The sequence below is a fragment of the Micromonospora aurantiaca ATCC 27029 genome (assembly GCF_000145235.1).
GTDB lineage: Bacteria > Actinomycetota > Actinomycetes > Mycobacteriales > Micromonosporaceae > Micromonospora > Micromonospora aurantiaca.
The window spans coordinates 1,991,246-2,017,018 of record NC_014391.1 but is presented as its reverse complement, the minus strand read 5'-3'; the positions used below and the strand labels follow the sequence as shown (position 1 = coordinate 2,017,018).

The following is a 25,773-nucleotide window of genomic DNA, read 5'->3' as shown; positions in this document are numbered from 1 at the left end:
CCTCCGGTGTCGGCTCGGTTCAGCCTGCCCGGGGCTCCTTACCATCGACTGATGACCGGCTGACGTACGCGTCGGTGACCCCGCACCGCTTCTGGTGAGCAGACCCGCGGTCGGCGGACGTTCGCGGGGCGGGACAGCCGGCTGGCTAGTGTGAAGCGATGAGGTTCGGAGTGCTGGGCGACGTCGCGGTGTGGACGTCGGACGGCACTCCTGTCGCCGTGCCCGGCCTCAAAGTGCGTGGTCTGCTGGCTGACCTGCTGGTTCATGAGGGACGCCCGGTGACCGCCGACCGGCTGATCGAAGATCTCTGGGGTGACGAGGCGCCCGGCAACGCGCTCGGGGCGCTCCAGACCAAGGTGTCGCAGTTGCGCCGCGCACTGGGGGCGGGCGAGGTGGGTGGCCGTGCGCTGGTCGAGTCCGGTGAAGCCGGCTACCGGCTGCGGACGCCGTCGGAATCGGTCGACGCCGGTCGCTTCGCCGCTCTGTTGCTACGTTCGAGCGCGCAGCGGGAGCCGGCTGTGCGGGCGGCGACGCTGACGGAGGCCCTGTCGCTCTGGCGCGGTTCCCCGTACGCCGACTTCAGTGACGAGCGATTCGTCCGCCAGACGGTCGAGCGGCTCAACGACCAGCGCCTGACCGCGCTGGAGGAACTGGCCGAGGCACGGCTCGATCTCGGTGAGCACCACCTGCTCGCCGGGGAACTGAGCGACCTGGTCGCGCACCACCCGTGGCGTGAGCGACTACGGGCCGCGCACCTGCGCGCGCTGTACGGCTCGGGACGCCAGCATGAGGCGCTGTTCGCCTACGAGCAGTTCCGTCGGCAGGCGCGCGACGAACTCGGCATCGATCCCGGCAGAGAGTTGGTCGAGCTGCACGGGGCGATCCTGCGCCAGGATCCCGCCCTCCAGCCGCCGGCACCGGCGTCGGCTCCGGCCCGAACCAACCTGCCGGCGCCGCTGTCGCCTGATCCGTACGGTGGGCTGATCGGGCGCGACGCGGCCGTCGAGGCGGTACGGGAGCGGCTGACGAACGAGCGGCTGGTGACCCTGACCGGTCTCGGTGGGGTGGGAAAGAGCAGGCTGGCGATCGAGGCCGCCCGTGCGCTGGGTGAAACGTTCCCCGCTGGAGTGTGGCTCGTCGAGCTGGCCGGCCAGCAGTACGACGGCGACCACGCGACCTGCACCGAGATCGTCGACATGGTGGCGGCGACGCTCGAGATCCGGGACGACGGTCCGCCCGGCCTGCCCGGGGACCGACCACCGCGCGAGCCGATGGACCGGCTGGTCACCGCGCTGCGGGGTCGGCGAATGCTGTTGCTGCTCGACAACTGCGAACACGTGGTGGCGCCGGTCGCTCAACTGACCGAGAAACTCCTCGGCGCCGCGGCCGACCTGCGCATCCTGGCGACGAGCCGCGAGCCGCTCGGGATCCCCGGCGAAGTCGTCTTTCCGGTGCCGCCGCTTGGCCTGCCGGAGCCCGGAGCCGGCGCGCGGCAGATCGCCGAGGCTCCGGCGGTTCGGATCTTCGTAGCCCGCGCCCGCGCCACCGAGCCGGGGTTCACCGTCGATCAGCGGAACGCGGACGCGGTCGCCGTCATCTGCCGGCGTCTCGACGGCGTACCGCTGGCGCTGGAACTGGCCGCGTCCCGCCTGGCCGTTCTCGACCCGGGCGAGCTGGCGGCACGGCTCGACGATCGCTTCCGGCTGCTGTCATCCGGCCGGCGCACCGCGCCCCCGCGTCAGCAGGGGCTTCGCGCCGTGATCGACTGGAGTTGGGAGTTGCTGTCGCCTCCCGAACGCGCGGTGCTGCGCCGGCTTGCGGTCTTCGCCGACGGCGCCACCCTGGCCGCCGCCGAGCAGGTGTGCGGTGGCGGGCAGGTGGCATCGGACGAGGTCCTCGATGTGCTGGCACGCCTGATCGACCGATCGCTGGTCATGGTGCGGCACGACGAGAGTCCGCGACGTTTTCGCCTACCGGAGACAGTGGCTGCCTACGGTCTGGAACAGCTCGGCAGCGCCGCCGAACTGCCCGAAACTCGTCGCCGTTACGTCACGTGTTTCGCCCGTCTCGCCGAGCAGGCCGCCGGACGGCTACGTGGTCACGATCAGAGTCGTGCGCTGCGCGAGCTCGACGCCGAGAACGCAAACCTCCGGGCGGCACTCGACGTCGCCGCCACCGACGGTCAGGCCCGCGTGGGCTTGGCGCTCGCCACCGCGTTGTCCTGGTACCGGCTTCTCCGGGGTCGATTCGGAGAGGTGAGCCGGTCACTGCGAACGGCGTTGGACATCGTCCCGAGGAGCGAGGACGACGTCGCACCGGACGGCCTACGGCGACATGCGGAGATGTGGCTGACCGCTCTCGCCACCCGGGACGGCGATCCGACCGCTCCCCGGCAGCGGATCCTGGAGAGCTACCAGGACACCGAGGGGCCGGAGAAGGCGTTCGCGCAGTGGTTGTTCGCCTCCATGATGCTCGGCTCCGGAGATCCGGGCGAGGCCGCCGTCCTGGTCGACGCGGCGCTGGCGGCGTTCCGCGCCGGCGGGGACCGGTGGGGCATCGCTGCCGCCTGTGCCATCCGAGCGGACCTCGCGCTCGTACTCCGCAGCGACCTGCCCGCCGCGCAGCGTGACTGCGAGACCAGCCGGTCGCTGTTCGAGCAGGTGGGCGACCGCTGGGGACAGGTGCATCCGACGAGCCTGCTGGGAACCCTGGCCGAGATCCACGGCGACTACGATCGCGCCGCCACGCGCTACCGGGAGGCGCTGCGCATCGCCGAACACCTGCGACTGTGGACGTCGGTGTCCCGGCAGTTGGCATGCATCGGCCGGCTCGCCATCTTGAGGGGCGACCTCGACGAGGCCGCCGTCAGTCACGACCGCGCGCTACAGGTGGCGCAGGAACAGTCGAGCCGCTCAGCCGCCGCCTTCGCCGGCACGGGCCTGGCGATGATCGCGCGACGGCGGGGCGACCTCGACGCCGCCGAGACCCAGCAGCGAAACCTCCTCGACTGGAACCGCCGCGCCGGCTTCCTGCCGGGCTGCGCGCTCGCGCTGGCCGAGTTGGGATTCATCGCGGAGCACCGCGGTGATGCTGTCCTCGCCGAGCGCCACCACCGTGAGTCGCTCGACGCGGCGCGCGCCACCGGGGATCAACGGGCGGTCGCCCTGGCTCTCGAGGGCCTGGCCGGGGCCATCAGTCTCGACGGTGACAGTCGCACCGCCGCGCGGCTGCTCGCCGCGGCGCGGACGCTGCGCGAGGCCGCCGGAGCGCCGCTTCCTCCCGGGGAGCAACATGACGTCCAGCGCATCACCGTCCGCCTCCGGGAGGCGCTCGGCAGCGACGAACTCGCCGCCGAAATGAGCCGCGGCGCGCAGCTCGACCTCGACGAACAGCCGTTCAGCGGCGTCGGTAAGGGGATGGTCAGCGAACGGTAAGCCTGATCGGCACGGTTGACCGAGAACCGAGCCGACCCCAGGAGGCACCATGCACACCGATGCCAGGATCGCCGTCATCTACTACTCCGCCACCGGCACTGTGCACCGGCTCGCGCAGGCATTCGTCGACGGAGCCGCCGACGCCGGCGCGGAGGTCCGCCTGCGCCGGGTGGCAGAGTTGGCACCGGAGCACGTCATCGATGCCAAGCCGCAGTGGCGAGCCCACCTCGACGCCACTGCCGACATCCCGGTCGCCACCCTGGACGACCTTCGGTGGGCCAACGGGTACGCCTTCGGCACGCCGACCCGTTTCGGGAACATCTGCTCCCAGCTGCGCCAGTTTCTCGACACCACGACCGTCCCGTGGCAGGCGGAGGAACTGGCCGACAAGCCGGCGACCGGCTTCACGGCCACCTATGAGGAACACGGCGGCCAGGAGGCAACCCTGCTCAGCCTCTACCAGACCTTCCACCACTGGGGGTCGATCATCCTCCCCACGGGCTACCTGAACTACGACACCGCTCACGCCGCCGGCGGAAACCCGTACGGCGTCAGCCTGGTGGAGAGCCGCGCCAGCCGGGATCCCGAGTACGTCAAAGCTGTCCTCGAGACGGCCTGCTTCCAGGGCGCACGCCTGACCCGGATGGCAGCCGCTGTCGCCGCCGCCCGCGCGGACAGCCGGCTCGGGTGAGGCCCGGCGGCGGGAGCAGTACGATCTATTACTCGCCGGTTGGGCCGCCTGCCAGTTCTGCCACGATGTCCAGGTGCCCGAGGTGGCGGGCGTACTCCTGCACGAGGTGGAACAGCACCCGCTCCAGCGACGCCGGGTCGGCGCCGTCCCAACGCTCACCGGGCGCGCCGATCGCGTCGAGGTCGCTGCCCTCCACCACCGCCCGCGTGTGCCGGCCCTGCGCGCGCAGCGCGGCCAGCAGGTCGGCCCGGGTCTCCTCCGGCCCGACGAACCACCGCTCGTCTCGCCGGTCACCCCACGGGTCGCCGACCTCGCGCCCCTGGAATCCCCACTCGATCCAGCGCAGCTCCACGTACCGCAGGTGCTTGACCAGTTCCAGCGGCGTCCACCCGGACGGCAGCGCGCTGCGGCGCACGTCGTCCTCGGACAGCGCGAGCACCTTCGCCACCACCGTGTCCCGGAAGTAGTCGAGGTAGCGCAGGAACACCTCCGTACGACCGGCGGCCGGAACGGTGGGTGCGGGAAACTCGATGGTCATCCGACCAGTATCCGCAGGCCCAAGTGGGCCGCGCACCATACGAGCCAGTGTCGCGGGTGGCTGCGGCGGACGTCAGACGGCCTCTTCGCCAACGGTTCCTACACTCGGCTGGTGCCGGAACCCCGCTTCGAGATGGTGATCGCCCACGTCTTCGACGTCACGGGCCGCCCACTGATCGTGTCCGGGTCTTGTAGTCCGACCGACCTGCGCCAAGGCGACATGGTAGAGGTTCTGTGTGGCGGCTACGTCGTGGCCGCAACCCGCGCCTACGTTGAGCTGCACTCGCGTCCCGGTACCGCGTCTCTCGTACTGCCTGACGTGGCAGCGTCTGACGTAGAGCCAGGCTATGTCCTTCGAGCTCTCGGGCAGCACTGAGGCCGACAGCGGAAGTCGCGCCGACCGCTTCGGTGTGCACTCTCAGCGAGCCGATCGGATCAGGCTTGATATGAGGTCAGACGGGCTGATCACGCGCTGCCCGGCTCGGTTCGGCTGGCCCGGTTGCTGTACATCGCTGCTGTACTGCTGGCATGGGCTGGTCGGCCGCCCTGGTCCAGCCGAGGAAGCGACAGTGCAGCACCCCCGCCGGCGTCCAGGGCATGTCCTCGGTGGCCTGGACGAGGTAGGCACCGAGGTAGAGGGCCAGCGACACCGGCGCATCCATGAACTCCGCGCGCAGCTCCCGCTTGCGCGTGGGGCAGGGCCAGGGCAGGTAGCAGCCACCGCAGCTCCAGACCGGCATGACCGGGCCGTGGGTGGTCACCACGCGCTCTCCAGGAACCGCGCGGTGATCGCCCGCGCCTGCCGGCTCGTCGCCCACTCCACCTGCCAGCACGGGTACGGCGTGAGCCGCGCCCACCACGCCCGGCACCCGACACACATGCCGTCGAGCCCTCGTACGTGAACCGCGACGATCGCCTGTTCCTGCTCACTGGTCACTGCTCACCCTCCGGACGGCCAGTGGCCCCGATTGATCGGTATCCGATGCCGGACGCGGCAGGGCAGTTCGGACCCACAGCGGCAGATGCGCCGCCAGAGCCGCCACGACCACACCGGCCGGTGCCTGCGAGCAAGAGTCAGCGCGGTGGCAGAAAGGTAGTCGTCATACGAGACGCGCCGCACGGACCCTCCCTCGGTTCTGAGGGGGACGCGGCGACCAGGCGATACCCGCACCGCCCGCCGCATCCCGTGAGCAGGACGCTACGGTCGGTTGCAGAGCGGAATGGGTAAGGTTCCTACCCCTGGATCAGGAGAGGAGCCCGACCTTGACCGCGAGGTCACGGGCGTCGTCACGGGTGGAGCGTGGGCCGTCGAGCAGGTCCAACGTGATGTGGCGGGCGTACCCGTTGAAGCGGATCGTCTCGGGGGCCGACTCGTACGCCTTCCGCAGCGTCGTCACGGCCGCTTCCTTGTCGTCCTTGCCGTAGTGCGCCCGCGCCACCTCGATGAGATGGCGTGCCCGGCGCGGCCTCGACGGGATGGCCGCCGAGTCGTGGCGGCGCGCCTGCCGTACCGCCTCACCGGACTTCTGCAACTCCACCGCCACCGTCACCGCGTGGGCGCCCATGATGACCCGGGAGAACGACGTCTGCGGCTGATAGAAATCCTCCGGCAGACGCTGCGCCACCCGGTCCGCCCGATCCCAGTACCGCCAGGCCCGGCCTTCCTCGCCGGCACGCGCGGCGGTGTAGGCGGCCTCGAAGTTGAGCGCACCCCACAACGCCAGCAGATTCGTGCCCGCGTCGGCCGCCCTCGGCTCCAGAGCCGACAGGACGTCGTGCGTTACCGCCATGGCGGTATCCCAGTCCCCGGCGTCACGATGCACCTGGCACAGGAACCATGCCGCGAGGGCCAACGCCTCCGGGTCACCGGAATCCTGCGCCGCCACCATCGCCCGGTCCGCAACCCGCCACAACAACTCGGCAGCCGGCTGGTACGCAAGGAACATCTGCGTCAGACCGAACGTCTCCGCCAACAGCGACTGCGCCTGCCGACGCTCGACGCCCTCGTACACCAGCGCGGCGCGCTGCACGTCGTGCAGAAGTCTCGGCAGCAGCCCACCCAGCACCGTCCGGTGATCGGACGCCTGGTGGCGCGCCCGCCACGCCACCGCAAGCCGCTCACGCAAACCAGCCAACGACTCCACCGCAGCCTCGTCGGCGAGCACGACACGGTTCACGGCGTCCCGCACCGACGCCAGCGCCGGGTGCTCCGGACCGTTTACGACAGCGGACCTGTCGCTCAGCTCGCCGGCCAGGGCGGACACGTCGACCTTGAGCGCACGAGCGATGCGGTCCAGCATGTGAATGCGCGGAGGCAGGATCCGATCGGTCTCCACCGCCTTGACCCACTCGGCGCTGCGCCCGACCAGTCCACCGAGCACCGCGCGAGTCTTTCCGGACCGCTCCCGGTAGACCTTCAGCCGCTGCCCAAAGGTCAACTCCGGCAAGGATTCCATCCCGAACCTCCTCATAGCGCGGGATGCGCCACCGGCCGCGGGGCCGCCGTGGCACCAACGCTACCGACCTACGTGCGTACGCATAACCCCGAACACACCGGCACGCTGCCTGGAGCCCTCGTGTTGGCTCCAACCTAGACGTGCGTCCACTTCACCTGCGCTGGCTTGCACGACGCGCTGGCCGCGCCACGTCGCGGCCTCACATCATTGGTCGCTGGTCGCCGAGGCTTCACGCCGTCTTGTGCCCCGGGTGTGCCCCAGGCCCGGCGAGCGGTACTTCCTCCAGCGCCGGAAACCCGCCCCCGTCATCCCGCCGCCGATCGCCCCCAACAACGCCTCGTTGAAGGGCCCTGGCTGCTCTACGTAACCCAGAGCGACCATGAGTCCGACCGCGGCCGCCACCACGCCCCCAGCCACCATCGTCAGGTAGAAAAGGCGGCCACGCACCCCACTAGTAGAGCAGTCACCCGTAATCCGGCGTACAGGTCGCACCCAGCGACGGCACGGAGCGGCGAGCGGTCATCGGCCGCATGTCGCACGGTCAGCCTGGGAATCGGGTTGATCTATACGGTGGCTAGCTGCAGCATCAGGGAGATCGCTACCGAACGTTGATCGTCGGGCAGCTCACGTGACCCTGTCGCCCCGTGTTGACCGCTGTGTCGGGCATGGATCGGGCACGGGCCTGGCCCAGACGAGACGCGCGTCGGTGGCGTAGCTGCCAGCAGGGACGGGTGAGGACACGTGCTCTTGGAAATCGACGGCCGCAAGGTGCGAACCGAAGCCGACCTTCACCAGTTCCTGGCCCGTGCTCTCGACTTCGGGCCGTACTACGGTGCGAACCTGGATGCTCTGTGGGACCGACTGAGCAGGGATGTTCCCCGCCCGGTCGCCGTGGTCTGGACTGACTGGCAGGCCAGCGAGAAGAGTCTCGGAGCGGAGCGATTCGAAAGGATCTGTGGCCTCCTGCGAGCCGTGGAGGCCGAGGACCAAGAGGCTGTCCACGAGGAGCGGTTCACGTTCGAGCTGCGCTGATCTCTTCGCTCCGAAGGAAAACCACACTGCGGTGGCCTGCGGCTGCGGGAGCGATCACCTGCACGAACGATCCGACAAGTCCGAGTATGCACGGCACGGTCGTCACTCAGTAAGTCACCCAGCGCCTGAACTTCTACGTGGAAGCACACGAAGCGTTACTAGATCCACAAAAACATGGTGCCAAACCGAGCTTGACGCTGGATTGGCCCTCGCCCAAGTGGGGTCTGCGAGAAATGGGCGGCCTCAATTGCTAGCGCCACGACAGCCACGAGTGCAGACACGAGAAATACCACAACAAACGGAAGAGCTAGAACCAGTCCCGTTGAGCTACCCCCGCTTTCATGGAGCTTCTTGATCATGGTCTGATGGCCGTGGGGAGGAAGTTGTCCGTGGCAGCACCGAAGAAGTACCCCGATGAGCTACGTCAGCGCGCTGTGCGTTTGTACCGCGAGTCGGATCCGAAGCCGGTGATCCGGCGCCTGGCCGAGCAGCTTGGTGTGCATCACGAGGCGTTGCGGAACTGGATCCGCCAAGCCGAGGCCGACGCCGACGAGCGTCACGACCGGCCGACCAGCGAGATGGCGGAGGAGAACCGCCGGCTGCGCAGGGAGGTCGCCGAGTTGCGGCGGGCGAACGAGATCCTGAAGGCCGCGAGCGCGTATTTCGCGGCGGAGCTCGACCCGACCCGGCGACGGTCATGAGGTTCATCCACGAACACCGTGACCAGTTCGCGGTCGCGCTCCTGCTACGGGTCCTCAACATCGGCGCCTCGACCTACTACGCGTGGGTGAAGCAGGTCGAGCAGCCCTGCGACCGCGACGTGGTCGACCTGGGTCTGGTCTCCAACATCCACGAGATCTGGGAGACATCGGGGCGCACCTACGGCGCTGACCGGGTCCACCGGCAGCTACGCCGTGACGGCATCCGCGTGGGCCGTAAGCGGGTCGAGCGGTTGATGGCGCAGCAGGGCTGGCAGGGCGCGTTCCTGCGTCGAGGCTGGCGCGGCGGCTCCACGAAGCAGGATCCCCGGCACACGCCGGCGCCGGATCTGGTCAACCGGCAGTTCACCGCCGACGGGCCGAACCGGCTCTGGGTCGCCGACGCCACCCGCATCCCCTGCGGTGAGGGCGTGTTCTGGTTGGCTGCGGTCCGCGATGCGTTCTCCCGCCGGATCGTTGGGTGGAAGACCTCCGACCGCTGCGACACCGACCTGATCCTCGCCGCCCTCGAATACGGCATCTGGTCGCGCGACGTCCGCGACGGCCAGTTGATCCACCACTCAGATCGCGGGTCGAACTACACGTCGTTTCGCTTCGCGGAACGCTTACAGGACAACGGGATCCTGCCCTCGATGGGATCCGTCGGCGACTCCTACGACAACGCGCTGATGGAGAACTTCTGGTCGACGTTGAAGATCGAACTCGTCTACCGCACGAGCTGGCGGACCCGCGACGAGGCCGAGAACGCGATCTTCGCCTACATCGACGGCTGGTACAACACCCGCCGCATCCAGAAGGAACTGGACTACCTCAGCCCGAACGAGTACGAGACCGCCTGGCACACCCGCCAGACGCAACCATCCGAGCCACCTATCGCCACCCCTGCGCCAGCCGGCAGCAGGTAACCACCGCTCCATCAAAGCGGGGGGAACTCACGTGGTGTTACCAACGATGTTCTTGATCGACAGAAACTGAATCAGTGCGCCAAGAGCAAGCGCGAGCAAGTTGCTCCGCCAGGAAAGCACGAGTAAGCGGTAGGAGTTACGGTTCCTGACTTTACGGCGCTGGCCACTCCAAGAGGCCCAGCCGCGTTGCCAATCATCGAACAAGACTCTCACCGCCGCAGGGTTCGCTACCACCAAGCAGTGCCCATCATCTGTTCCACCCTAGACGCCGGGATCATGGACAGTTCCGGCTGCGTCCGCCGCCTGACCGTGTCCCGTGCTCCGCAATCACGCGTCGCTACGTGTCGCTGTCTGCCGCCGACCCACACCTGGGCCATGGTCTGCTCGGCTTGCCTGGGTCGGTGGCTGGCGGGATGGCATCCCACCTCAACCACCCATGACGCGGAAGCGTGCGGCAACTCCATTTGGAGCCGTCTGACCCCGCCGAAGGCAGCAAGCAGAAAGGCCGCCTCCCGAGTGACCTCTTCGGTGTGGACTGTCGGCGAGCCGGTCGGATCAGGCTCGATACGAGGTCAGGCGCCCTGTTGGTGTGCTGCTCGGCCTGGTTCGGCTGGCACGGTTGCTGTACTTCGCTGCTGTACTACCGGCATGAGGTGGCCGGTTTCCCTGGTCCAGCCGAGGAAGCGACGGTGCAGCACGCCGGCCGACGTCCAGGGCATGTCCTCGGTGGCCTGGACGAGGTAGGCACCAAGGTAGAGAGCCAGCGACACCGGCGCATCCATGAACTCCGCGCGCAGCTCGCGCTTGCGGGTCGGGCACGGCCATGGCAGGTCGCAGCCACCGCAGCTCCAGACCGGCATGACCGGGCCGTGGGTGGTCACCACGCGCTCTCCAGGAACCGCGCGGTGATCGCCCGCGCCTGCCGGCTCGTCGCCCACTCCACCTGCCAGCACGGGTACGGCGTGAGCCGCGCCCACCACGCCCGGCACCCGACACACATGCCGTCGAGCCCTCGTACATGAACCGCGACGATCGCCTGTTCCTGCCCGCCGATCACTGCTCGCCCTCCTGTGGCCAGTGGCCACGATTGATCGGAATCCGATGCCGGACGCGGCACGGGAGGTCGGCTCCGCAGCGGCAGATACGGTGCCAGAGCCGCCACGACCACACCGGCCGATGCCTGCGAGCAAGAGTCAGCGCGGTGGCAGAAAGGTAGTCGTCGTACGAGACGCGCCGCTCTCGCGACATCGATGTGTCCCCGGCGCCCGCCGGGGCCTGTTGCCCGCCTCGCGCCTGGTCCAGCAACCGCCGCCGGGCGATGTCCTGCTCCATCATCTGGATGCGCTGCCCGACGCCGTACGCCGTCGGAATCGACGGGAGGTGCCGGCCTACGAGTCGCCGCAGGAGCCCGATAGGCACCGTCATCTTCTGGCCCTCCGTGATGAGAGCACGAAGGGGCACCTACTGATGTGCCTCGATCCGCGCCCGGTTCAGTGAGGTCCAGCGTCGCGCCGCGCGCGTCTACGATCCAGAAGGTTACTGTCCGCTAACCAGGTGTGCTGTCCGCTGTTGATCGTCGGCTCGGCGCATACTCGATGCACAGTTCACGGAACATCGCGGCCTCGGGCACTCCGAGATCCTCGACCTTGGCCAGCAGTTCCGCGGCTCGCCACCAGTTCGACGGCACCACTCGCCCGGATGCCACGGCCTGCGCCCCGAGCGCAACCGCTTCGTCCGGCTGACCGGCGGCGACAAGGGCAAGTCCGAGGTCGAGACGCGCCGATGCCGACCGGCGTGGCCGCGCTCCCCCATCGCCGTGCGGATCCAGATCGGCCACTACGGCCCGAGCCACCTGCTCGGCGCCCGGGTCACCGGCCCACGCCAAAGTCGTGGCCGTGTAGGCGGCGGCCTTGGCAGGGTCGTAGCGATAGTGATGCTCGGCTCGCTCGGGAACGGGAAGATTCGCCGCCGATCGCTCTACCCGGTCCAGCGTTCGTCGGGTGGCAGCAACGTCTCCGATGCGAGCCCATGCACGGGCCTCCTGAGCAGTCGCCTGAATCCTGGCAGAGCTGCCCTGAGGTGCAACCCGTTGAGCTTGCTGGGAAAGATCGAGTGCTGAACGGTAGTCACCTTGTGTCAACACGTCCCAAGCCCGCGTCTCCAGACACCACGCCTGAATTTCGGGATGCTCAGCATGTTCAGCAAGGTCACGAGCAGCTCGCAGATGAGCAGCCGCAGCATTCCGCTGCCGCAGGTCGATGTGAACCGTGGCCCGCAGCACCGCCAACCAACCGCCGGCAACCAACAGCCGACGCTGTTGAGCAAGCGTTACCCGTCCGTCGAGCAGCCGCACCACATAGGAGAGGTGCCGCCGCACCAACGGCAACAGATCCGCCGGTGCCATCGTCGGATAGGAGCTGGCGAGGTCGTCAACGCCCTGCTCGATCCGTTCGAGCATGTCGTTGCTGACATCACTGGCGGCGACTCTCGCTCGCAACTCGCCGGCCTCGGCCGCATGGTCGATCGGCGCATCGACCAGCCGAGCAAGCACTCCCCCGGCGTCGAGAATCCGGTCCAGGTGGCGCGCTGTGTCGACCGTCGGAGCCTTGAGCCCTGCCTCCAACTCGTGCAGATGGCTCTTACTCCGATGAGCGAGTTGCCCGAGAGACCGAAGCGACAGGCCACGCCGCTCCCGAAACTCACGCAGAGCTACCCCAAAGCGCGGATCGACGGACGGGGCCATAGCGCCGCTCCCAAGCTCAAGAGGCCAAGCGAATCAGCCGGCCGCCACCACATCGACGGTACCCCGACTCTCCGCACGCGGATGCCCACGCTGCTCACTTCTCGGGGAAGGGGCTTTGGCCCACGGCACCCGTGGGGTCAAATAGTGATCTCTTCGGCGCCTCTCTGTGTCAAGAGGGAGTCCCGAAGGAGGTGTTGGCGTCGTGGAGCAGGGTTCGATAGACCACGTCCGCGAGGCGGCGCTTCAAGCAGCGTAGTGCTTCTCGGTGGCTTTTGCCGGCTTGTCGTTTGCGCTGGTAGTAAGCCCTGCCTGCGGTGTCGCCGCGGATTTGGGTGATGGCGATGACGTGCAGAGCACGGTTGAGTTGCCGGTCCCCTGCCCGGGAGAGTCGGTGGCGAACGACGTCGCCGGAGGAGACTTCGATCGGGGCGACGCCGGCGAAGGACGCGAAGTGTGCTGAGGAGGCGAACCGGCTGACCGAGCCGGTGCGCGCGAGCACGATGGCGGCGACGATGTCGCCGACGCCGTAGAGGCGGGTCAGAGTGCTGCCGGCTGCGGCGACGGCAGCGGTGATGGCGTCACCGGCCGCGCTGATGCGTCGGTCCAGGCGCCGGATCTCGGCGACGAGGTCGACCGCGATCTGGCGCTGCGTGCGGGCCAGCAGCTCGCGGGGACGCACGGTTCGCAGCAAGGCGGCGGCGCTGTCGGCCGTGAGGTTGGCTGCGCCACCGGCGGGCAGCAGCTGAGCGAGCAAGACGTGCAGCCGGTTAACGGTCTGAGTGCGGGTGCGCACCAGGTCCTCCCGGTGCTCGGTCCACGCCCGTAGCGCCGCCGTGGTCTGGTCTGTCTCGACGCTACGCAGGCCTTGCGCGGTCAGCGCGGCGATCGCGACGGAGACGGCGTCCGCCTGGTCGGTCTTACGGTTGTGGCCGGTGGACAACAGGCGCACCCGGGCAGCGAGTTTGGCTGGCACATCGACCGCCTGGACGTCATCGGCTGCCAGCCGCGTCACCAGCGGCGCACCCAGTCCACCAGCACCCTCGATCGCCCACACAGCACGAGGAAATCGGCGGGCGAAGCGGCGTAGTTGCCGGTAGCCGTCGCGATTAACCTCTACCCGCACCACAGCCAGCACCCGCTGGGAGCTGTCCACCGCCGCCGCGGTCCAACTCGCCTTATGCGGATCGATGCCGATAACGACCTTGCCAGCCATCCGTATCCTCTCCTCGTCCACAACCTGTGACGAGCGAGGAGGGCACACCGACTTTCAGCACCACAGGCCTCTCTCAAGCCACTCCCCGCCAGCGGCGATGGCCGGGACGCAGGCCGAAGAAAAGCCAGCCCACAGGCGGCAGGTGTGAAGCGAGCGACCCCGACCACCGCCTCGAAGATCCTGGCTGCAGACCGTGATCTCCGGCCACCATGAAACAAGTCGGTGTGAAGCGAGCGACCCCGACCACCGCCTCGAAGATCCTGGCTGCAGACCGTGATCTCCGGCCACCATGAAACAAGTCGGTGTGAAATGTCGGCGAGCCGGTCGGATCAGGCTCGATACCAGGTCAGGCGCCCTGTTGGTGTGCTGCTCGGCCTGGTTCGGCTGGCACGGCTGCTGTACTTCGCTGCTGTACTGCTGGCGTTAGATCAGGCGTTGGATGCGGACCTTGGGGCGCTCGTTTCTGAGGTGGCCTTGCTTGTGCTGGCGGACCTGTTCCTCCCAGACCTCCTGGTCGTAGTCCAGGTCTGGCGGGGTCCACTTGTGGGAGCCGTCGCTGTAGTGGAACTTCTCGTCGCCAGGCTGAAGGATGCTCATCGGGTCCACCCGAGGAAGCGGTGGTGCAGGTGGCCGGCGGGGACGTGGGCCAGGTCCTGGGCGGCGTCAACGAGCTGGGCGGCCAGGTAGAGGGCGAGCCTCCTGGCTGCCTCCCCTCGCCCGCCTGACGCAGGTACCTGCTCGCCGGCCCGGCCGCTCGTCCGCCTCCGCGTCGTCGGCTGGGCTGCCTCTCGCGGTTAGAAGGCGCAGGTGTTGAGCATGTCCTGCAGTGCTGACTTCTCGGAGGATTGAAGCGTCAGGCCCCAGTTGTACTTCACGGTGATCCACATCTTGCTGTAGGTGCAGCGGTACGACGTCAGGGACGGCTGCCACGTCGAGGGGTCCTGGTCGCCTTTGGACTGGTTGACGTTGTCGGTGACCGCGATCAGTTGTGGGCGGGTCAGGTCGTTGGCGAAGCTCTGCCGGCGGCTCGTCGTCCATGAGTCGGCCCCTGACCGCCATGCCTCCGCCAGGGGCACGACGTGGTCGATGTCGACGTCGGAGGCGGCGTACCAGGTCGCACCGTCATAGGGGCTGTACCAGCGGCCGGACGTAGCGGCGCAGGAGCTGTTGACCACAACGGACGTGCCGTCGCGCTTGAGGACCTGCTCGCGGGTGTTGCAGGTGCCGGTGATGGTGATCCAGTGGGGGAACAGGTCCCGCGAGTAGCCGGCCATCGAGCCCTGCGCTGCCACTGTCAAGGCGTTGAGCTGCGACTGCGCCGTCGCCTTGGACGGGATGCCCGGAGGCGTAGCCGAAGCCGACTGTCCGCTCACGACGGCGAGAACGGCACCCACGACAGCGGCGACAGTGATCGCGGCGGCACGCCGCCTGGAACGCGGGATGGGGATAACGGGCGCGATCGGCATGGCTGCCGCCTTTCGTCAAGGAGGGAACAGCAACCTTCCCCGACGATCATGTCAATCGATGAGCATGCGTGTAAAGAACAGCTGGCCGGTTATCGAACAGCCGGCCGCCATCTCGCGACCCGACGGCCTCGACCCCTCGCTTGTAAGTTCTGGGCGTCCTGTCCGGCAGGGTCCGTCGGCGTCCCTGGCCTCGGGCCAACCGTCCGGCGTCGTCCCTTACTGGGTGGTTGTGTCCACGCCGGTTGCTGTCACCGTTGCTGTCGACATCTACGGCAGGCTTCCGGCTGACCGTCAGGCATAGTTAGTGGCAACCTCCAGGCTTGGAAGCCCCATGCCCCGCCGGTCGCCTGCCACCGTCCGACGCAGCCTCCGCCGACGCCACCGCCGGTTGCCGAAAAGCCGCCTAAACGTGCCAGGGTTGCCAGCCCCCGCGATTGGTGTCCTCCGGAAGGTCGATCAACACTTCGGCTGGCCGGACAACTGGACCGCCCAAGCGGTGCTGCTGTGGATTCGTCCGCCTCGTAGAATCCGCCACAGTGGCACCGTGCCGTGGCATGACGAGTGTTACGACTGGCACGAGGACTGGCAGCATCCCCGCACCGTCATAGAGGTCGCCCTGGGTCAACTACCAAGCCATATTCGCCGGGACCTACGGCGGATCATCAGCCGCGCTGACCAAACATGGCAAGCCCGGACACTGCCCAATCCGTCTGGCCGGACCGACCTTCCTTGGTGGCTACGAGCGATCGAGTAGACAGGTCATACGTTGAAGCGGAACTAAGATCCCTGATCTCCTCACCAGCAAAACCAGCACCCGACACCTGTTCAGGAGGCGTCTCGGGCTGTCATCGCTACTCGCTGGTTGACGACGTTTCACGCTGTCTTGTGCCCCAGGTGTGCTGGCGGGGTAGCTGCCGACCACGCACGTACCTGAGGTGGTGAAGGCCCCGGTATGGAGCGCCCTAGCCGCATGGGTCGCGCTCGTAATCAGCGTTGCGAATCTGTGGTACAGCGTAGTCCGCGTGTGGTGGCGCGAGAGGAAGGCCAGCCCATCCGCTCGCCTTGATCTATTCGACTATCACAACAAGTCTGGCTGGCATGAGGAGGTGCGAGTCGTCGTCACGAACCACGGCCCGGCGGACATGAAGAAGGTCGAGGTGCAACTTTTCGACGACGACGGAACATCGCTGGAACTCGGAGACCCCTCCGTCTCGGCCCTGTGGCCCAGGATGCCGCTCGGTTGGCTGCACCCGGAGGAGTCTCTCTACTTGACGCTCAACCGCAGTCTCGGCACGCGCGACCCAAGAGCAGCGCTCATCCGCTGGGATGACGGCCGCCGCTCTCAACAGTCTCGCTGGGTCTGGCTCTCCTATCGCCGAGTTACTTGCCCCCCAGGCAACTAACATGGAGCGGGGACCTGCTGCTGCACCCGGGCTGACCCGTCGGAAGGGTCCTCTGGGGTCCACGCTCGTCCGCCAGCGTCCGGCCCGGTCGTCACCCATTTAGTCACTCACGGGTCGCGCAGTCGGCTTTGCTTCCTCACCTGTGCCGCGCAACTGAGCAACGCCCTAGCCAGCGCCTCCGCCCGTTCCGCCGACAACCACAACGAGCCGTGTGGCACGTCGTCATCGGGACCTGCCAGCCCTTCCGTCAGGGTCTCCGCCGGCACTTCCACGTCAAGCCGAACGAAGTGATGCCCTCTGCTGTAGTCGACGAAGGCATCCAGGTACCGGTCATCATCGAACGTCACCGCCGTATGCTGCCATGGCACCGACGCCTACCTGGCCCTCAGCCTCGACCGCTTCGTCCCGAAGGAATGACCAGGCGTCGATGAGCTGAGCGAATAGCTGAGCTGAGCTGCCGGAACGGTCCACCATCGTCCGTGGACGTCCGGTCTCGGCCGCGTCGGTCGTCACCCAGCTAGTCACCCACCTGCTCGGCACCCGAACCATCCCGATCTCCGGCAAGGCGTTCGAGGAGGTACCGCGCTCCACCATCTCCGGAACGCGCTCGCTGTCGCAGATCCTCCAACCTGTCTTCCTCGTAGAGCAGCCGATTCAGCCGCCTGCGCGCATGTACATCACGTTGGCCGAGAGTCGCCAGCTCGACATGACGGCCGGCGCGGGCAAGCAGATCCATGTGCTGCAGGTGTGCGTTATGGCGCTCTTGGTCGGTGCTGTAGCACTCCGCGACAGCACCGACCACTGCGATTGCTCCATCCCAGTCGCCCCGTTCCTCGGCGACGCGGGCAGTCTCAGACCAGTGAGTCACGGACATAATCGTAGGTGGCGCTGACCCTAGCTTGGGAATCGTGTTGCTCGGAATGGTCAGGGGTCAGCCCGCCTGACTCTGAAACACGAGAGGGATCGGCTAGTGTCACGCTACGGCCGTTGATAGCCGCTATTGACCGGTTCATCGGGGGCACGGATCGGGCTGGAGCGGCCAGCGCCCCGCCACGGTCATATGCCAGGGAGGCGGCGCTACCGGTTCGCCTACACGTACCGTCCGCAACTCTGTCGATACGAACTGCCCGAGGCAGACAAGATCGTTCAGCCGGATGCGTCACTCACGTCCTGAGACTGCTCCGTCACGCACGTCCCGAGACCCGACAGGCTGGCAGCCGTCCGGGCCTCGCCCTGAAAGGATGACGGCATGGACCGCTTCGAGGGCCGGTGCTGGCTGGACTGGTGGGCGAACTCGTCCACTCTGCTCGACAGCGTCGAGGTGGCCGTCGTGATCGCCGCCGCTACCGGCGGCTGGGAGGCGAATGGTCGCCTGGTCAGCGACAGCGACGAAGACCGCGAGGCGTTTGCATTCCTGTGCGAACTCGACCCCGTCTTCGCGCTGCGATTCGAAGACGAGAGCGTTGTCGCCGTCACCGTTCATACCACGGATGCGCATCGCCGCTTCAGGCTCACCGAGTACACCGGTCCGGTCCAGCGATCGGTCGTCAACCGTATCGCTCTGTAGGCAACGCCGAGCCTGATTGGCTCGACGGCAGTTTCACGGCACGTTGACGTGTCGGCACCCGGTGCTACTCCGGCCCTCATCGAGCACGCCAGCGCGGCCTTCCTACCGGATCGCTGGACTCGACGCCGGAGATGCCGGGCGGCCTTCCTGCCGCTGATGCGGGCCACGCCCCGTCGGCTCTCGATCCCACCGGCCGATATACCGGCTCTCCGAATCCGTTGAGCGGCCCAGCACGGCCTTTGCCTGCCGTCCAACACCCAGGCATCCGACGCCACCCTCCCCCCTGCCCGACATCTGCCTCACGGCCCTGAAACTGCGGAGCGAGCAACGCGACGAGGCGAGAGCAGCCGCCGGCAAGGCGTGGCACGAAACCGACCTCGTCTTCACCACCCGCTACGGCACAGCCGATCGAGCCCCGCAACCTCCAACGCTCCTGGCAGACGCGGTGCGACAAGGCAGGCGTCAAGCCGATCACCGTCCACGACGCCCGGCGCACCTGCGCCACCCTCCTGGCCGACCTCGACGTCCACCCCAGAGTCGCCATGCAGGTGCTGAGGCACGCCCGCTTCGCCGTAACGATGGAGATCTACACGCAGGTCACATCGACAAAGACGAGAGAAGCACTCAAGCGCCTCGGCGAATCCCTGAGCCACTGACGAGAACTGCTGTACAAAGCTGCTGTACGCAAGCAGAAAGGCCACCTCCCGAAGCCGGGAAGTGGCCTTTGACCTGCGTGGGCGATACTGGGATCGAACCAGTGACCTCTTCGGCGCCTCTCTGTGTCAAGAGGGAGTCCCGAAGGAGGTGTTGGCGTCGTGGAGCAGGGTTCGATAGACCACGTCCGCGAGGCGGCGCTTCAAGCAGCGTAGTGCTTCTCGGTGGCTTTTGCCGGCTTGTCGTTTGCGCTGGTAGTAAGCCCTGCCTGCGGTGTCGCCGCGGATTTGGGTGATGGCGATGACGTGCAGAGCACGGTTGAGTTGCCGGTCCCCTGCCCGGGAGAGTCGGTGGCGAACGACGTCGCCGGAGGAGACTTCGATCGGGGCGACGCCGGCGAAGGACGCGAAGTGTGCTGAGGAGGCGAACCGGCTGACCGAGCCGGTGCGCGCGAGCACGATGGCGGCGACGATGTCGCCGACGCCGTAGAGGCGGGTCAGAGTGCTGCCGGCTGCGGCGACGGCAGCGGTGATGGCGTCACCGGCCGCGCTGATGCGTCGGTCCAGGCGCCGGATCTCGGCGACGAGGTCGACCGCGATCTGGCGCTGCGTGCGGGCCAGCAGCTCGCGGGGACGCACGGTTCGCAGCAAGGCGGCGGCGCTGTCGGCCGTGAGGTTGGCTGCGCCACCGGCGGGCAGCAGCTGAGCGAGCAAGACGTGCAGCCGGTTAACGGTCTGAGTGCGGGTGCGCACCAGGTCCTCCCGGTGCTCGGTCCACGCCCGTAGCGCCGCCGTGGTCTGGTCTGTCTCGACGCTACGCAGGCCTTGCGCGGTCAGCGCGGCGATCGCGACGGAGACGGCGTCCGCCTGGTCGGTCTTACGGTTGTGGCCGGTGGACAACAGGCGCACCCGGGCAGCGAGTTTGGCTGGCACATCGACCGCCTGGACGTCATCGGCTGCCAGCCGCGTCACCAGCGGCGCACCCAGTCCACCAGCACCCTCGATCGCCCACACAGCACGAGGAAATCGGCGGGCGAAGCGGCGTAGTTGCCGGTAGCCGTCGCGATTAACCTCTACCCGCACCACAGCCAGCACCCGCTGGGAGCTGTCCACCGCCGCCGCGGTCCAACTCGCCTTATGCGGATCGATGCCGATAACGACCTTGCCAGCCATCCGTATCCTCTCCTCGTCCACAACCTGTGACGAGCGAGGAGGGCACACCGACTTTCAGCACCACAGGCCTCTCTCAAGCCACTCCCCGCCAGCGGCGATGGCCGGGACGCAGGCCGAAGAAAAGCCAGCCCACAGGCGGCAGGTGTGAAGCGAGCGACCCCGACCACCGCCTCGAAGATCCTGGCTGCAGACCGTGATCTCCGGCCACCATGAAACAAGTCGGTGTGAAACAGGACGCTGCACCGACTCTGACCTGCGGAAACGAGAAGACGCAGGCAGGGGTGGGTGCAGTTGCGTGCGGTCGGGTGCCGTTCGGTGCGGTTGAAGGCCGTTCAGTGCACCCTGTTGCTCCCAACCTACTCCCCCGACCCCGGGCACGTGACCGCGCGGCTGCGGCCAGGCTGAGACAGATCGTCCTGCAGGTCGTTCGTCAGAAATCCTGGCCGCTTACCCGAGCGGCCCTGGCTGACGCCGACGCCCGGCCAGCGACCGTTAGCCTGGGTGATTCACCGTGATCGCCAAGATGCGCTGTTCGTCGGCGTGTAGATGAGCGGAAGTGCCTGCCCTGCAAGGGAAACTTGTGATTGCGACATCTACAGGTTTCTCTCTGGGGGAGGCACTTCCGAGGTGCAGCTTACGGCGTGGTCGCGGGATCTGCGGGTTACCGCGGGTGGTTCGGGTGTGGTGTCGCACGTCGGTGCGGCGTTGCTGCGGTTGCTGGCGGATCGGGCCGGGTTGACCGTGGCGTTGTCGGCGGGGCTGGCCCGGGCCGGCTGGTGGCCGGTGCATGATCGGGGTCGGGTGCTGGTCGACCTCGCGGTGATGATCGCTGACGGTGGGGAAGCGATCGCGGACATCGACGTGCTGCGCCACCAGCAGGAGGTGTTCGGGTCGGTGGCCTCGGACACCACGGTGTGGCGGGCCCTGGACGAGATCGGCGTGGTGCAGCTGCGGCGCATCGCCAAGGCCCGGGCGAAGGTACGCGCCCGGATGTGGCAACTGTTCGGCGGCCCACCGGCGGCACGGGCGGCGGGCCGGGACATCGGCACCGGCGTGGTGGTCCTCGATGTGGATTCCACGATCGTGATCGCGCACAGCGACAAGGAAGGCGCCGCGGCCACCTACAAGCACACCTACGGCTTCCACCCGATCCTGGTCACCTGCGACAACACCGCCGAGCTGCTCGCCATCACGCTGCGGCCGGGCAACGCCGGCGCGAACACGGCCGCCGATCACCTCGACGTGCTCGCCCAAGCCGTCGCGCAGGTCCCCGCGAAACACCGCCGGCACCTGCTCATCCGCGGTGACTCCGCCGCAGCCACCCACGCCGTCCTTGACTGGCTCCACGAGCAGGACAGCAAACGCGGCCGGCGGGTCGAGTACTCCCTCGGCTGGTCGATCGGCGAACCCGAACGCACCGCCATCACCGCCCTACCCGCCTCGGCGTGGTCGCCGGCGATCAACGCTGATGGCGGTGTGCGTGATGGCGCCGCCGTCGCCGAACTGACCGGCCTGCTGCCCCTGCCAGGCTGGCCGGCCGGGATGCGGGTCATCGTCCGGCGGGAGCGCCCCCACCCCGGCGCCCAACTGACCCTGTTCGAGGACCGCGATGGCTGGCGCTACACCGCCTTCGCCACCAACACCCCGGTAGGTGTCTTGCAGTGGTTGGAGGCCCGTCACCGGGCCCACGCCCGCGTCGAGGACCGGATCCGCTGCGCCAAGGACACCGGCCTGGGGCGGCTACCCTCCCGCGAGTTCGCCATCAACCAGGCCTGGTGCATTGCCGCAGCGATCGCCGTCGACCTCATCGCGTGGCTGCAGCTCATCGGCCTCGACGGCGACCTGGCCAAGGCCGAACCGAAACGGCTGCGCTACCGGATCCTGCACACCGCCGCCCGCCTCGTGCACGGCCAACGCCGCCGCACGCTGCGCATCCCGTCCAGGTGGCCCTGGGCCGAACAGATCACCGCCGCGTTCAACCGGATCGCGGCCATCCCCGACCCCGGCTGACCAACACAGCCGCTGCCCCAACAACCCGGAGGACCCCAGGAGACCACGCCCACCGCCGCGACAGACGGCCCACCACCATGCCCGGAACCACACAATATCGATCAACAGCGATCAGGAGCGCCGGGCCGAAGGAGCCGGCGTCAGGCGCGAATCATCGAGGCTAGAGGAGCATCTACGCTATAGCCGGCCATGGTCCCATATATTCGGAGACCGGAAGCGTCATTTTCAAGAGCCGAGACAGATCGTGCAGGAACTCCCGGCTCATTTGCTGGGTTGGTCGATTAGAAGGGCTGGCGCCGCAAGCAATGTTGACCAATTGAGCGGATTGCCAGACGGCGCGGGCTATCATCGAGAGTTGCCACCCTGGCTGGAAGCCCGGCGGAGGGGCGCAACGAGTCAAGAGGGCTATCGACCTGCCATCGCCGTTGTCTTTGACGTGGGCTAGTTGTTGCGCGGGCTGCGACGAGCCCATCATCGATATCGGCAGGCCAGCTGAGGCCTGCGCACATCCTTGGAGCCACCGCACCCGAGGCCCTGAGGGCCATCGCCGAGGAGCTGCTCCTCACGACGGAGCCATTTGTCAGCCTGTCGTGAGCCCGGAAGTCCTCAGGTACGCGCGTAGATCACCTTGTCGTTACGTGCCAGTAGCCGCTTCCAGGACGGTCACGAGAGGATACGGAAGGTTGACACGCTTCAGGCCTCGACCTGCGTCCCTGCACTCGCCATGAGCGGAGCACTCGGAATGTGTCGTACTCCGTTGCGATGATGCGGGCGTGGCTGCCAAGACCCGGGAGACGGTGGCGAGCGTCCATCCGGAACTCCTGCCGGAACTGCTCGAGGTGAGAGGTTGGACGGGGGTTTTGGGAAACCTTCCCCGCGGCTCGAAGCGCGAGGCCCGGTGGAGGTGCGAGGCCTGTGGGCACGAGTGGTGGCAAGCCGTCGCGGTGCGGGTGCGAGCGGCACCCGGTTGCAAGGCTTGCCGGAGCCGTCTGCGGCGCAAGGCCGACCCGCCGGAGCCAGGCCGTAGCCTGGCGGAGGTCATGCCGGAGGTGGCCGCGGAGTGGCTGGAGTGCATCACCTACCCCACCGCCACACCCGAGACGATCAGTGCCCAGTCCTCGGCCGAGGTGCGGTGGCGCTGCTCGGCCTGCGGCCACTCCTGGGTGGGGCCGATTGTCCGGCGGACCCAGTCCGGGGGCGGCGGTTGTAAGCCGTGCGCGGGCAAGCGCCGGTCCGAGGCCAACTCCCGGCGGGTGGCCAACCGGGTCGGCGACGCGTGCCCGCAAATCGTCGAGTTCTTCCTGCGCTGGGAGGATCCGGCCGAGCAGGCGCCGGTGGCAGAGGTGAGCGTACGCTCCGACAAGGTAGCCTGGTGGCGCTGCGCCTGCGGCAACACCTGGCACACGAGAGTCCGGCTCCGGGTCGCTGGGAGCGTATGCCCACGGTGCCGGGCCGCGAACCGTCGGCCGCGCACCACAGCGCCATTGCGCAGCACCCATCCCACGGTCGCCGACATGTTCGTCCGGAACCTCAGCCATCAGCACCGCACTCCCGAATCGATGCCGAAATCCGCGACTGATCGGTGCCAATGGCGGTGCAACGCCTGCGATCACGAGTGGGAGCAAACGGTGCTCAACGTGGTCGGCGCCGGCCGGCCTTGCCCTCGATGCGCTGTTTTGATGGTCGGCGCGCCGCAGCCCGGCCGATCGCTTGCTGACCTGTACCCCGAGATCGCGGCCCAGTTCGTCGCCAATCAGCGGCGTCCCGAGCGCGGCCCCGCCCTTCTGCGTCCGAACTCGGTCGACCGGTGCTTATGGCGCTGCGGTGACTGTGCGCACGAGTGGGTGTCCACCGTGACGAATCGGACTGCTGGCCGCGGCTGCCCGCCCTGCGGGCGCCGACGAGCGGGTGAGCTGCTGCGGGATCCTGGTGAAGCGGATTCGTTCAGCAGCACGCATCCGGAACAAGCCGCCACGTTCATCGCCAACAAGTCCCACCCTGGCCGTGGCCCGCAGAGCTTCACCGCAGGGACCAACGACATCTGCGTCTGGTGCTGCCCAGAGTGTTCCCGGCACTTCGAACGCTCCGTCGCCAACCATGCAACCCGGCTGCTCTGCACCACATGTGCATACCTGGCGTTGGGCGCCGCCAAGCGGATCGCCCCTAAGGAGAAGTCGCTCGCCACGCTCATGCCGGAGGTCGCCTCGTCCTTCGTGGCGAACCTCTCCTGGCCCGGGGAGGGACCGGCGACGCTGTATCCGCGAGCCAGCGCACTCTGCTCTTGGCGCTGCCGGTGCGGTGCGCTCTTCTAGGCGCGCGTGCGTGATCGCGTGAAATCGCCCGACTATGGCTGCGGCCGGTGCCGCCGCCGTGGCCGAAGCCTCCTTGAACTGGAGCTCGCCCACCTGCTGGCGGCCGCGACGGGCGACGAGGTGGAAGTTGACGTCCGCCTCGACGGCGGCCGGCGCTCGGCGGAGCGGCTGGACCTCTTCCTGCCCTCAGCCGAGATCTACATCGACCTGGACCCGGCCCAGTGGCACGCTGGCCCTGCCGCTCACGCCCGGGACCTGCGCAAATCAGAGGTCATGGCCAAGCTCGGGGTGCGCTATGTGCGGGTTCGGCAGCCCGGCACGCCACCGGTTCCAGGGGAGACCGTGGTCGCGGGCACCAAGGACGCGACGGAATGGTTTCTGGTCCTCGCAAAATGGCTGCAGACGCAGTCCGTTGCGTGCCCGCCCCTCTCCGCCGACCGGATCGCCGCATGCCTCGCCGCAGCGCGCGAGGAGTGGAAGGCTTTCCAGAACACACCACCCAGCGAGAGTCTGGCCGTGGTGCTTCCCGAGCTGGCGAGCGAACTGGTCGAGAACCTGACTCGCCCAGAGATAGGTGCGCAGTGGCTGCTTCCCGGTTCCGCGGACCGGTGCGTCTGGCGGTGCGGAACCTGCCGGCACGTCTGGCGCACCCGCGTGGTCAGCCGGACCCGCGACAAAACCGGCTGCCCGAAATGCTCCCGGCGGGAGCACTCCTACCAGGCTCGCCTGAGCCGGGCCAAACTTCGGGTCCGCGACGTCGCTCCCGAACTGCTCACCCAGGCCGTGCGCATCCTCGACGTCGAAAAGGCCCGCGACATTGAGCTGCTCGACCTGGCCCGCGGGTCGACCATCCGCGTGCTCTGGCGATGCCCCGACTGTGGACACGAGTGGGTGGCCCCGGTCGTAAGCCGCACCTCCGGGCGCGGTTGCCAGCCGTGCGGCATCCGCCGGCGTACCGCGTCCCGCCGAGAGCCGCCGCCCGGTGGATCGCTGACCGACCTACATCCCGAGATCTCGCGCACCTTCCTGGCGAACCTGGACCATCCTGATCGGGGGCCAGATCGGCTCCGCCCGGGATCCCACGACCGTTGCCGGTGGCACTGCCCCTGCTGTGGATCGACGGAATGGGTGACAACGGTCTCAGCCCGAATCCAGCGGCAGGGCTGCGGAGGGTGCCGCGGCCTGAGGACCGGCAGGCGGAGCGTCATCGCCAGCAAGGACGACGGGCCGCAGTTCGACGCGCTTCTACTGTTCTGAGGTGAGGTCCCCGGTAGCTGGGAGGCTGTCAACGCCGGCTGAACTTTGACCCCTCCGTTCCGTGCTGGCACGTATGAGGTCACTCGGCGGCTGCGACAAGGGCCGCGGTGATGCCACCTCCAGTCCTCAACTGTCGGCTGACGCGGCGCTTGGCATCCTGAGCCGTTGCGGCGGCCCGAGACGGACACTGCCGCAGCAGCCT

The 25,773-nt window shown here is 68.0% G+C and carries 21 protein-coding genes and 2 pseudogenes; 11 read left to right on the top strand and 12 right to left on the bottom strand.

The window, feature by feature from the left end; genetic code table 11:
• Positions 1–158: 158 nt before the first annotated feature.
• Both MICAU_RS09510 and wrbA read left to right on the top strand, forming a co-directional pair.
• Positions 159–3,434 (top strand): AfsR/SARP family transcriptional regulator, encoded by a 3,276-nt coding sequence (locus MICAU_RS09510; protein WP_244879740.1) that lies wholly within the window; start codon positions 159–161, stop codon positions 3,432–3,434.
• Positions 3,435–3,483: 49 nt separating this feature from the next.
• Positions 3,484–4,125 (top strand): NAD(P)H:quinone oxidoreductase, encoded by a 642-nt coding sequence (wrbA, locus tag MICAU_RS09505; protein WP_013285078.1) that lies wholly within the window; start codon positions 3,484–3,486, stop codon positions 4,123–4,125.
• 28 nt (positions 4,126–4,153) lie between these two features.
• On the opposite strand, the gene MICAU_RS09500 is transcribed toward wrbA, so the two are convergent.
• From MICAU_RS09500 to MICAU_RS09485, 4 genes are all read right to left on the bottom strand, one after another.
• Complete coding sequence (locus tag MICAU_RS09500) at positions 4,154–4,663, bottom strand: DinB family protein (RefSeq protein WP_013285077.1); 510 nt, start codon at positions 4,661–4,663, stop codon at positions 4,154–4,156.
• Between the two features lie 451 nt (positions 4,664–5,114).
• The gene (locus MICAU_RS09495) at positions 5,115–5,423 is read right to left on the bottom strand and encodes a hypothetical protein (protein ID WP_041799229.1); all 309 of its coding nucleotides are present in this window, start codon (positions 5,421–5,423) and stop codon (positions 5,115–5,117) included.
• Complete coding sequence (locus tag MICAU_RS09490) at positions 5,420–5,599, bottom strand: hypothetical protein (RefSeq protein ID WP_013285075.1); 180 nt, start codon at positions 5,597–5,599, stop codon at positions 5,420–5,422. The genes MICAU_RS09495 and MICAU_RS09490 overlap by 4 nt, the downstream gene beginning before the upstream one ends.
• 307 nt (positions 5,600–5,906) lie before the next feature.
• Positions 5,907–7,118, bottom strand: a complete 1,212-nt coding sequence (locus MICAU_RS09485; protein WP_013285074.1) for a helix-turn-helix domain-containing protein — start codon at positions 7,116–7,118, stop codon at positions 5,907–5,909.
• 741 nt (positions 7,119–7,859) lie between these two features.
• Here MICAU_RS09485 and MICAU_RS09475 point away from each other — a divergent pair.
• The 3 genes from MICAU_RS09475 to MICAU_RS09465 all read left to right on the top strand — a co-directional run bounded on the left by MICAU_RS09475 (position 7,860) and on the right by MICAU_RS09465 (position 9,774).
• Complete coding sequence (locus MICAU_RS09475) at positions 7,860–8,150, top strand: barstar family protein (protein ID WP_013285073.1); 291 nt, start codon at positions 7,860–7,862, stop codon at positions 8,148–8,150.
• 341 nt (positions 8,151–8,491) lie between these two features.
• Entirely contained in the window at positions 8,492–8,851 is a 360-nt protein-coding gene (locus MICAU_RS09470; protein WP_083791297.1) for a transposase, read from the top strand.
• Positions 8,848–9,774, top strand: coding sequence for an IS3 family transposase (locus tag MICAU_RS09465; RefSeq protein ID WP_013283498.1), 927 nt, complete (start codon positions 8,848–8,850; stop codon positions 9,772–9,774). Before MICAU_RS09470 ends, MICAU_RS09465 begins: the two co-directional genes overlap by 4 nt.
• Before the next feature lie 572 nt (positions 9,775–10,346).
• Here the strand turns inward: MICAU_RS09465 and MICAU_RS09460 are convergent.
• The 7 genes from MICAU_RS09460 to MICAU_RS09430 form a co-directional block, all read right to left on the bottom strand.
• The gene (locus tag MICAU_RS09460) at positions 10,347–10,655 is read right to left on the bottom strand and encodes a hypothetical protein (protein ID WP_013285072.1); all 309 of its coding nucleotides are present in this window, start codon (positions 10,653–10,655) and stop codon (positions 10,347–10,349) included.
• Positions 10,652–11,026, bottom strand: a complete 375-nt coding sequence (locus MICAU_RS33560) for a hypothetical protein (RefSeq protein WP_083791322.1) — start codon at positions 11,024–11,026, stop codon at positions 10,652–10,654. Before MICAU_RS33560 ends, MICAU_RS09460 begins: the two co-directional genes overlap by 4 nt.
• Positions 11,027–11,320: 294 nt before the next feature.
• Positions 11,321–12,517 (bottom strand): helix-turn-helix domain-containing protein, encoded by a 1,197-nt coding sequence (locus MICAU_RS31870; RefSeq protein ID WP_013285069.1) that lies wholly within the window; start codon positions 12,515–12,517, stop codon positions 11,321–11,323.
• 169 nt (positions 12,518–12,686) lie between these two features.
• On the bottom strand, positions 12,687–13,730 hold the full coding sequence (locus MICAU_RS09445) for an IS110 family RNA-guided transposase (RefSeq protein WP_013285064.1): 1,044 nt from the start codon (positions 13,728–13,730) through the stop codon (positions 12,687–12,689).
• A 423-nt stretch (positions 13,731–14,153) separates the two neighbouring features.
• The gene (locus MICAU_RS32660; protein WP_013285068.1) at positions 14,154–14,327 is read right to left on the bottom strand and encodes a hypothetical protein; all 174 of its coding nucleotides are present in this window, start codon (positions 14,325–14,327) and stop codon (positions 14,154–14,156) included.
• A gap of 197 nt (positions 14,328–14,524) precedes the next feature.
• Positions 14,525–15,196 carry an HNH endonuclease family protein gene (locus tag MICAU_RS09435; protein ID WP_013285067.1) on the bottom strand — a complete coding sequence of 224 codons (672 nt, stop codon included), beginning with the start codon at positions 15,194–15,196 and terminating at the stop codon, positions 14,525–14,527.
• Positions 15,197–16,706: 1,510 nt separating this feature from the next.
• Positions 16,707–16,946: a hypothetical protein gene (locus MICAU_RS09430; protein ID WP_030270966.1), complete on the bottom strand. Its 240-nt coding sequence runs from the start codon at positions 16,944–16,946 to the stop codon at positions 16,707–16,709.
• Positions 16,947–17,848: 902 nt separating this feature from the next.
• On the opposite strand from MICAU_RS09430, the gene MICAU_RS09415 reads away from it, so the two are divergent.
• Both MICAU_RS09415 and MICAU_RS33550 read left to right on the top strand, forming a co-directional pair.
• Positions 17,849–18,166, top strand: a complete 318-nt coding sequence (locus tag MICAU_RS09415; protein WP_013285066.1) for a hypothetical protein — start codon at positions 17,849–17,851, stop codon at positions 18,164–18,166.
• A 249-nt stretch (positions 18,167–18,415) separates the two neighbouring features.
• A pseudogene (locus MICAU_RS33550) lies at positions 18,416–18,822 on the top strand (tyrosine-type recombinase/integrase); the annotation flags it as partial.
• A 126-nt stretch (positions 18,823–18,948) separates the two neighbouring features.
• On the opposite strand, the gene MICAU_RS09410 reads toward MICAU_RS33550, so the two are convergent.
• Entirely contained in the window at positions 18,949–19,992 is a 1,044-nt protein-coding gene (locus tag MICAU_RS09410) for an IS110 family RNA-guided transposase (protein ID WP_013285064.1), read from the bottom strand.
• A 627-nt stretch (positions 19,993–20,619) separates the two neighbouring features.
• On the opposite strand from MICAU_RS09410, the gene MICAU_RS09405 reads away from it, so the two are divergent.
• The 4 genes and pseudogenes from MICAU_RS09405 (at position 20,620) to MICAU_RS09395 (ending at position 25,571) form a co-directional block, all read left to right on the top strand.
• On the top strand, positions 20,620–22,002 hold the full coding sequence (locus MICAU_RS09405; RefSeq protein ID WP_013285047.1) for an IS1380 family transposase: 1,383 nt from the start codon (positions 20,620–20,622) through the stop codon (positions 22,000–22,002).
• Positions 22,003–22,775: 773 nt separating this feature from the next.
• Positions 22,776–22,976, top strand: a pseudogene (locus MICAU_RS33660) (zinc-ribbon domain-containing protein); the annotation flags it as partial.
• Positions 22,977–23,042: 66 nt separating this feature from the next.
• Entirely contained in the window at positions 23,043–24,314 is a 1,272-nt protein-coding gene (locus tag MICAU_RS31850) for a zinc-ribbon domain-containing protein (protein ID WP_083791321.1), read from the top strand.
• A 6-nt stretch (positions 24,315–24,320) separates the two neighbouring features.
• On the top strand, positions 24,321–25,571 hold the full coding sequence (locus MICAU_RS09395) for a zinc-ribbon domain-containing protein (protein ID WP_157547404.1): 1,251 nt from the start codon (positions 24,321–24,323) through the stop codon (positions 25,569–25,571).
• Positions 25,572–25,773 lie beyond the last annotated feature (202 nt).

What these genes read in the sequence shown, in the direction of transcription:
- MICAU_RS09510 (WP_244879740.1), top strand. Translation starts at nt 159, where the DNA reads ATGAGGTTCGGAGTGCTGGGCGACGTCGCGGTGTGGACGTCGGACGGC.
- wrbA (WP_013285078.1), top strand. Translation starts at nt 3,484, where the DNA reads ATGCACACCGATGCCAGGATCGCCGTCATCTACTACTCCGCCACCGGC.
- MICAU_RS09500 (WP_013285077.1), bottom strand. Translation starts at nt 4,663, where the DNA reads ATGACCATCGAGTTTCCCGCACCCACCGTTCCGGCCGCCGGTCGTACG.
- MICAU_RS09485 (WP_013285074.1), bottom strand. Translation starts at nt 7,118, where the DNA reads ATGGAATCCTTGCCGGAGTTGACCTTTGGGCAGCGGCTGAAGGTCTAC.
- MICAU_RS09470 (WP_083791297.1), top strand. Translation starts at nt 8,492, where the DNA reads ATGGAGCTTCTTGATCATGGTCTGATGGCCGTGGGGAGGAAGTTGTCC.
- MICAU_RS09465 (WP_013283498.1), top strand. Translation starts at nt 8,848, where the DNA reads ATGAGGTTCATCCACGAACACCGTGACCAGTTCGCGGTCGCGCTCCTG.
- MICAU_RS31870 (WP_013285069.1), bottom strand. Translation starts at nt 12,517, where the DNA reads ATGGCCCCGTCCGTCGATCCGCGCTTTGGGGTAGCTCTGCGTGAGTTT.
- MICAU_RS09445 (WP_013285064.1), bottom strand. Translation starts at nt 13,730, where the DNA reads ATGGCTGGCAAGGTCGTTATCGGCATCGATCCGCATAAGGCGAGTTGG.
- MICAU_RS32660 (WP_013285068.1), bottom strand. Translation starts at nt 14,327, where the DNA reads ATGAGCATCCTTCAGCCTGGCGACGAGAAGTTCCACTACAGCGACGGC.
- MICAU_RS09435 (WP_013285067.1), bottom strand. Translation starts at nt 15,196, where the DNA reads ATGCCGATCGCGCCCGTTATCCCCATCCCGCGTTCCAGGCGGCGTGCC.
- MICAU_RS09415 (WP_013285066.1), top strand. Translation starts at nt 17,849, where the DNA reads ATGGACCGCTTCGAGGGCCGGTGCTGGCTGGACTGGTGGGCGAACTCG.
- MICAU_RS09410 (WP_013285064.1), bottom strand. Translation starts at nt 19,992, where the DNA reads ATGGCTGGCAAGGTCGTTATCGGCATCGATCCGCATAAGGCGAGTTGG.
- MICAU_RS31850 (WP_083791321.1), top strand. Translation starts at nt 23,043, where the DNA reads ATGCCGGAGGTGGCCGCGGAGTGGCTGGAGTGCATCACCTACCCCACC.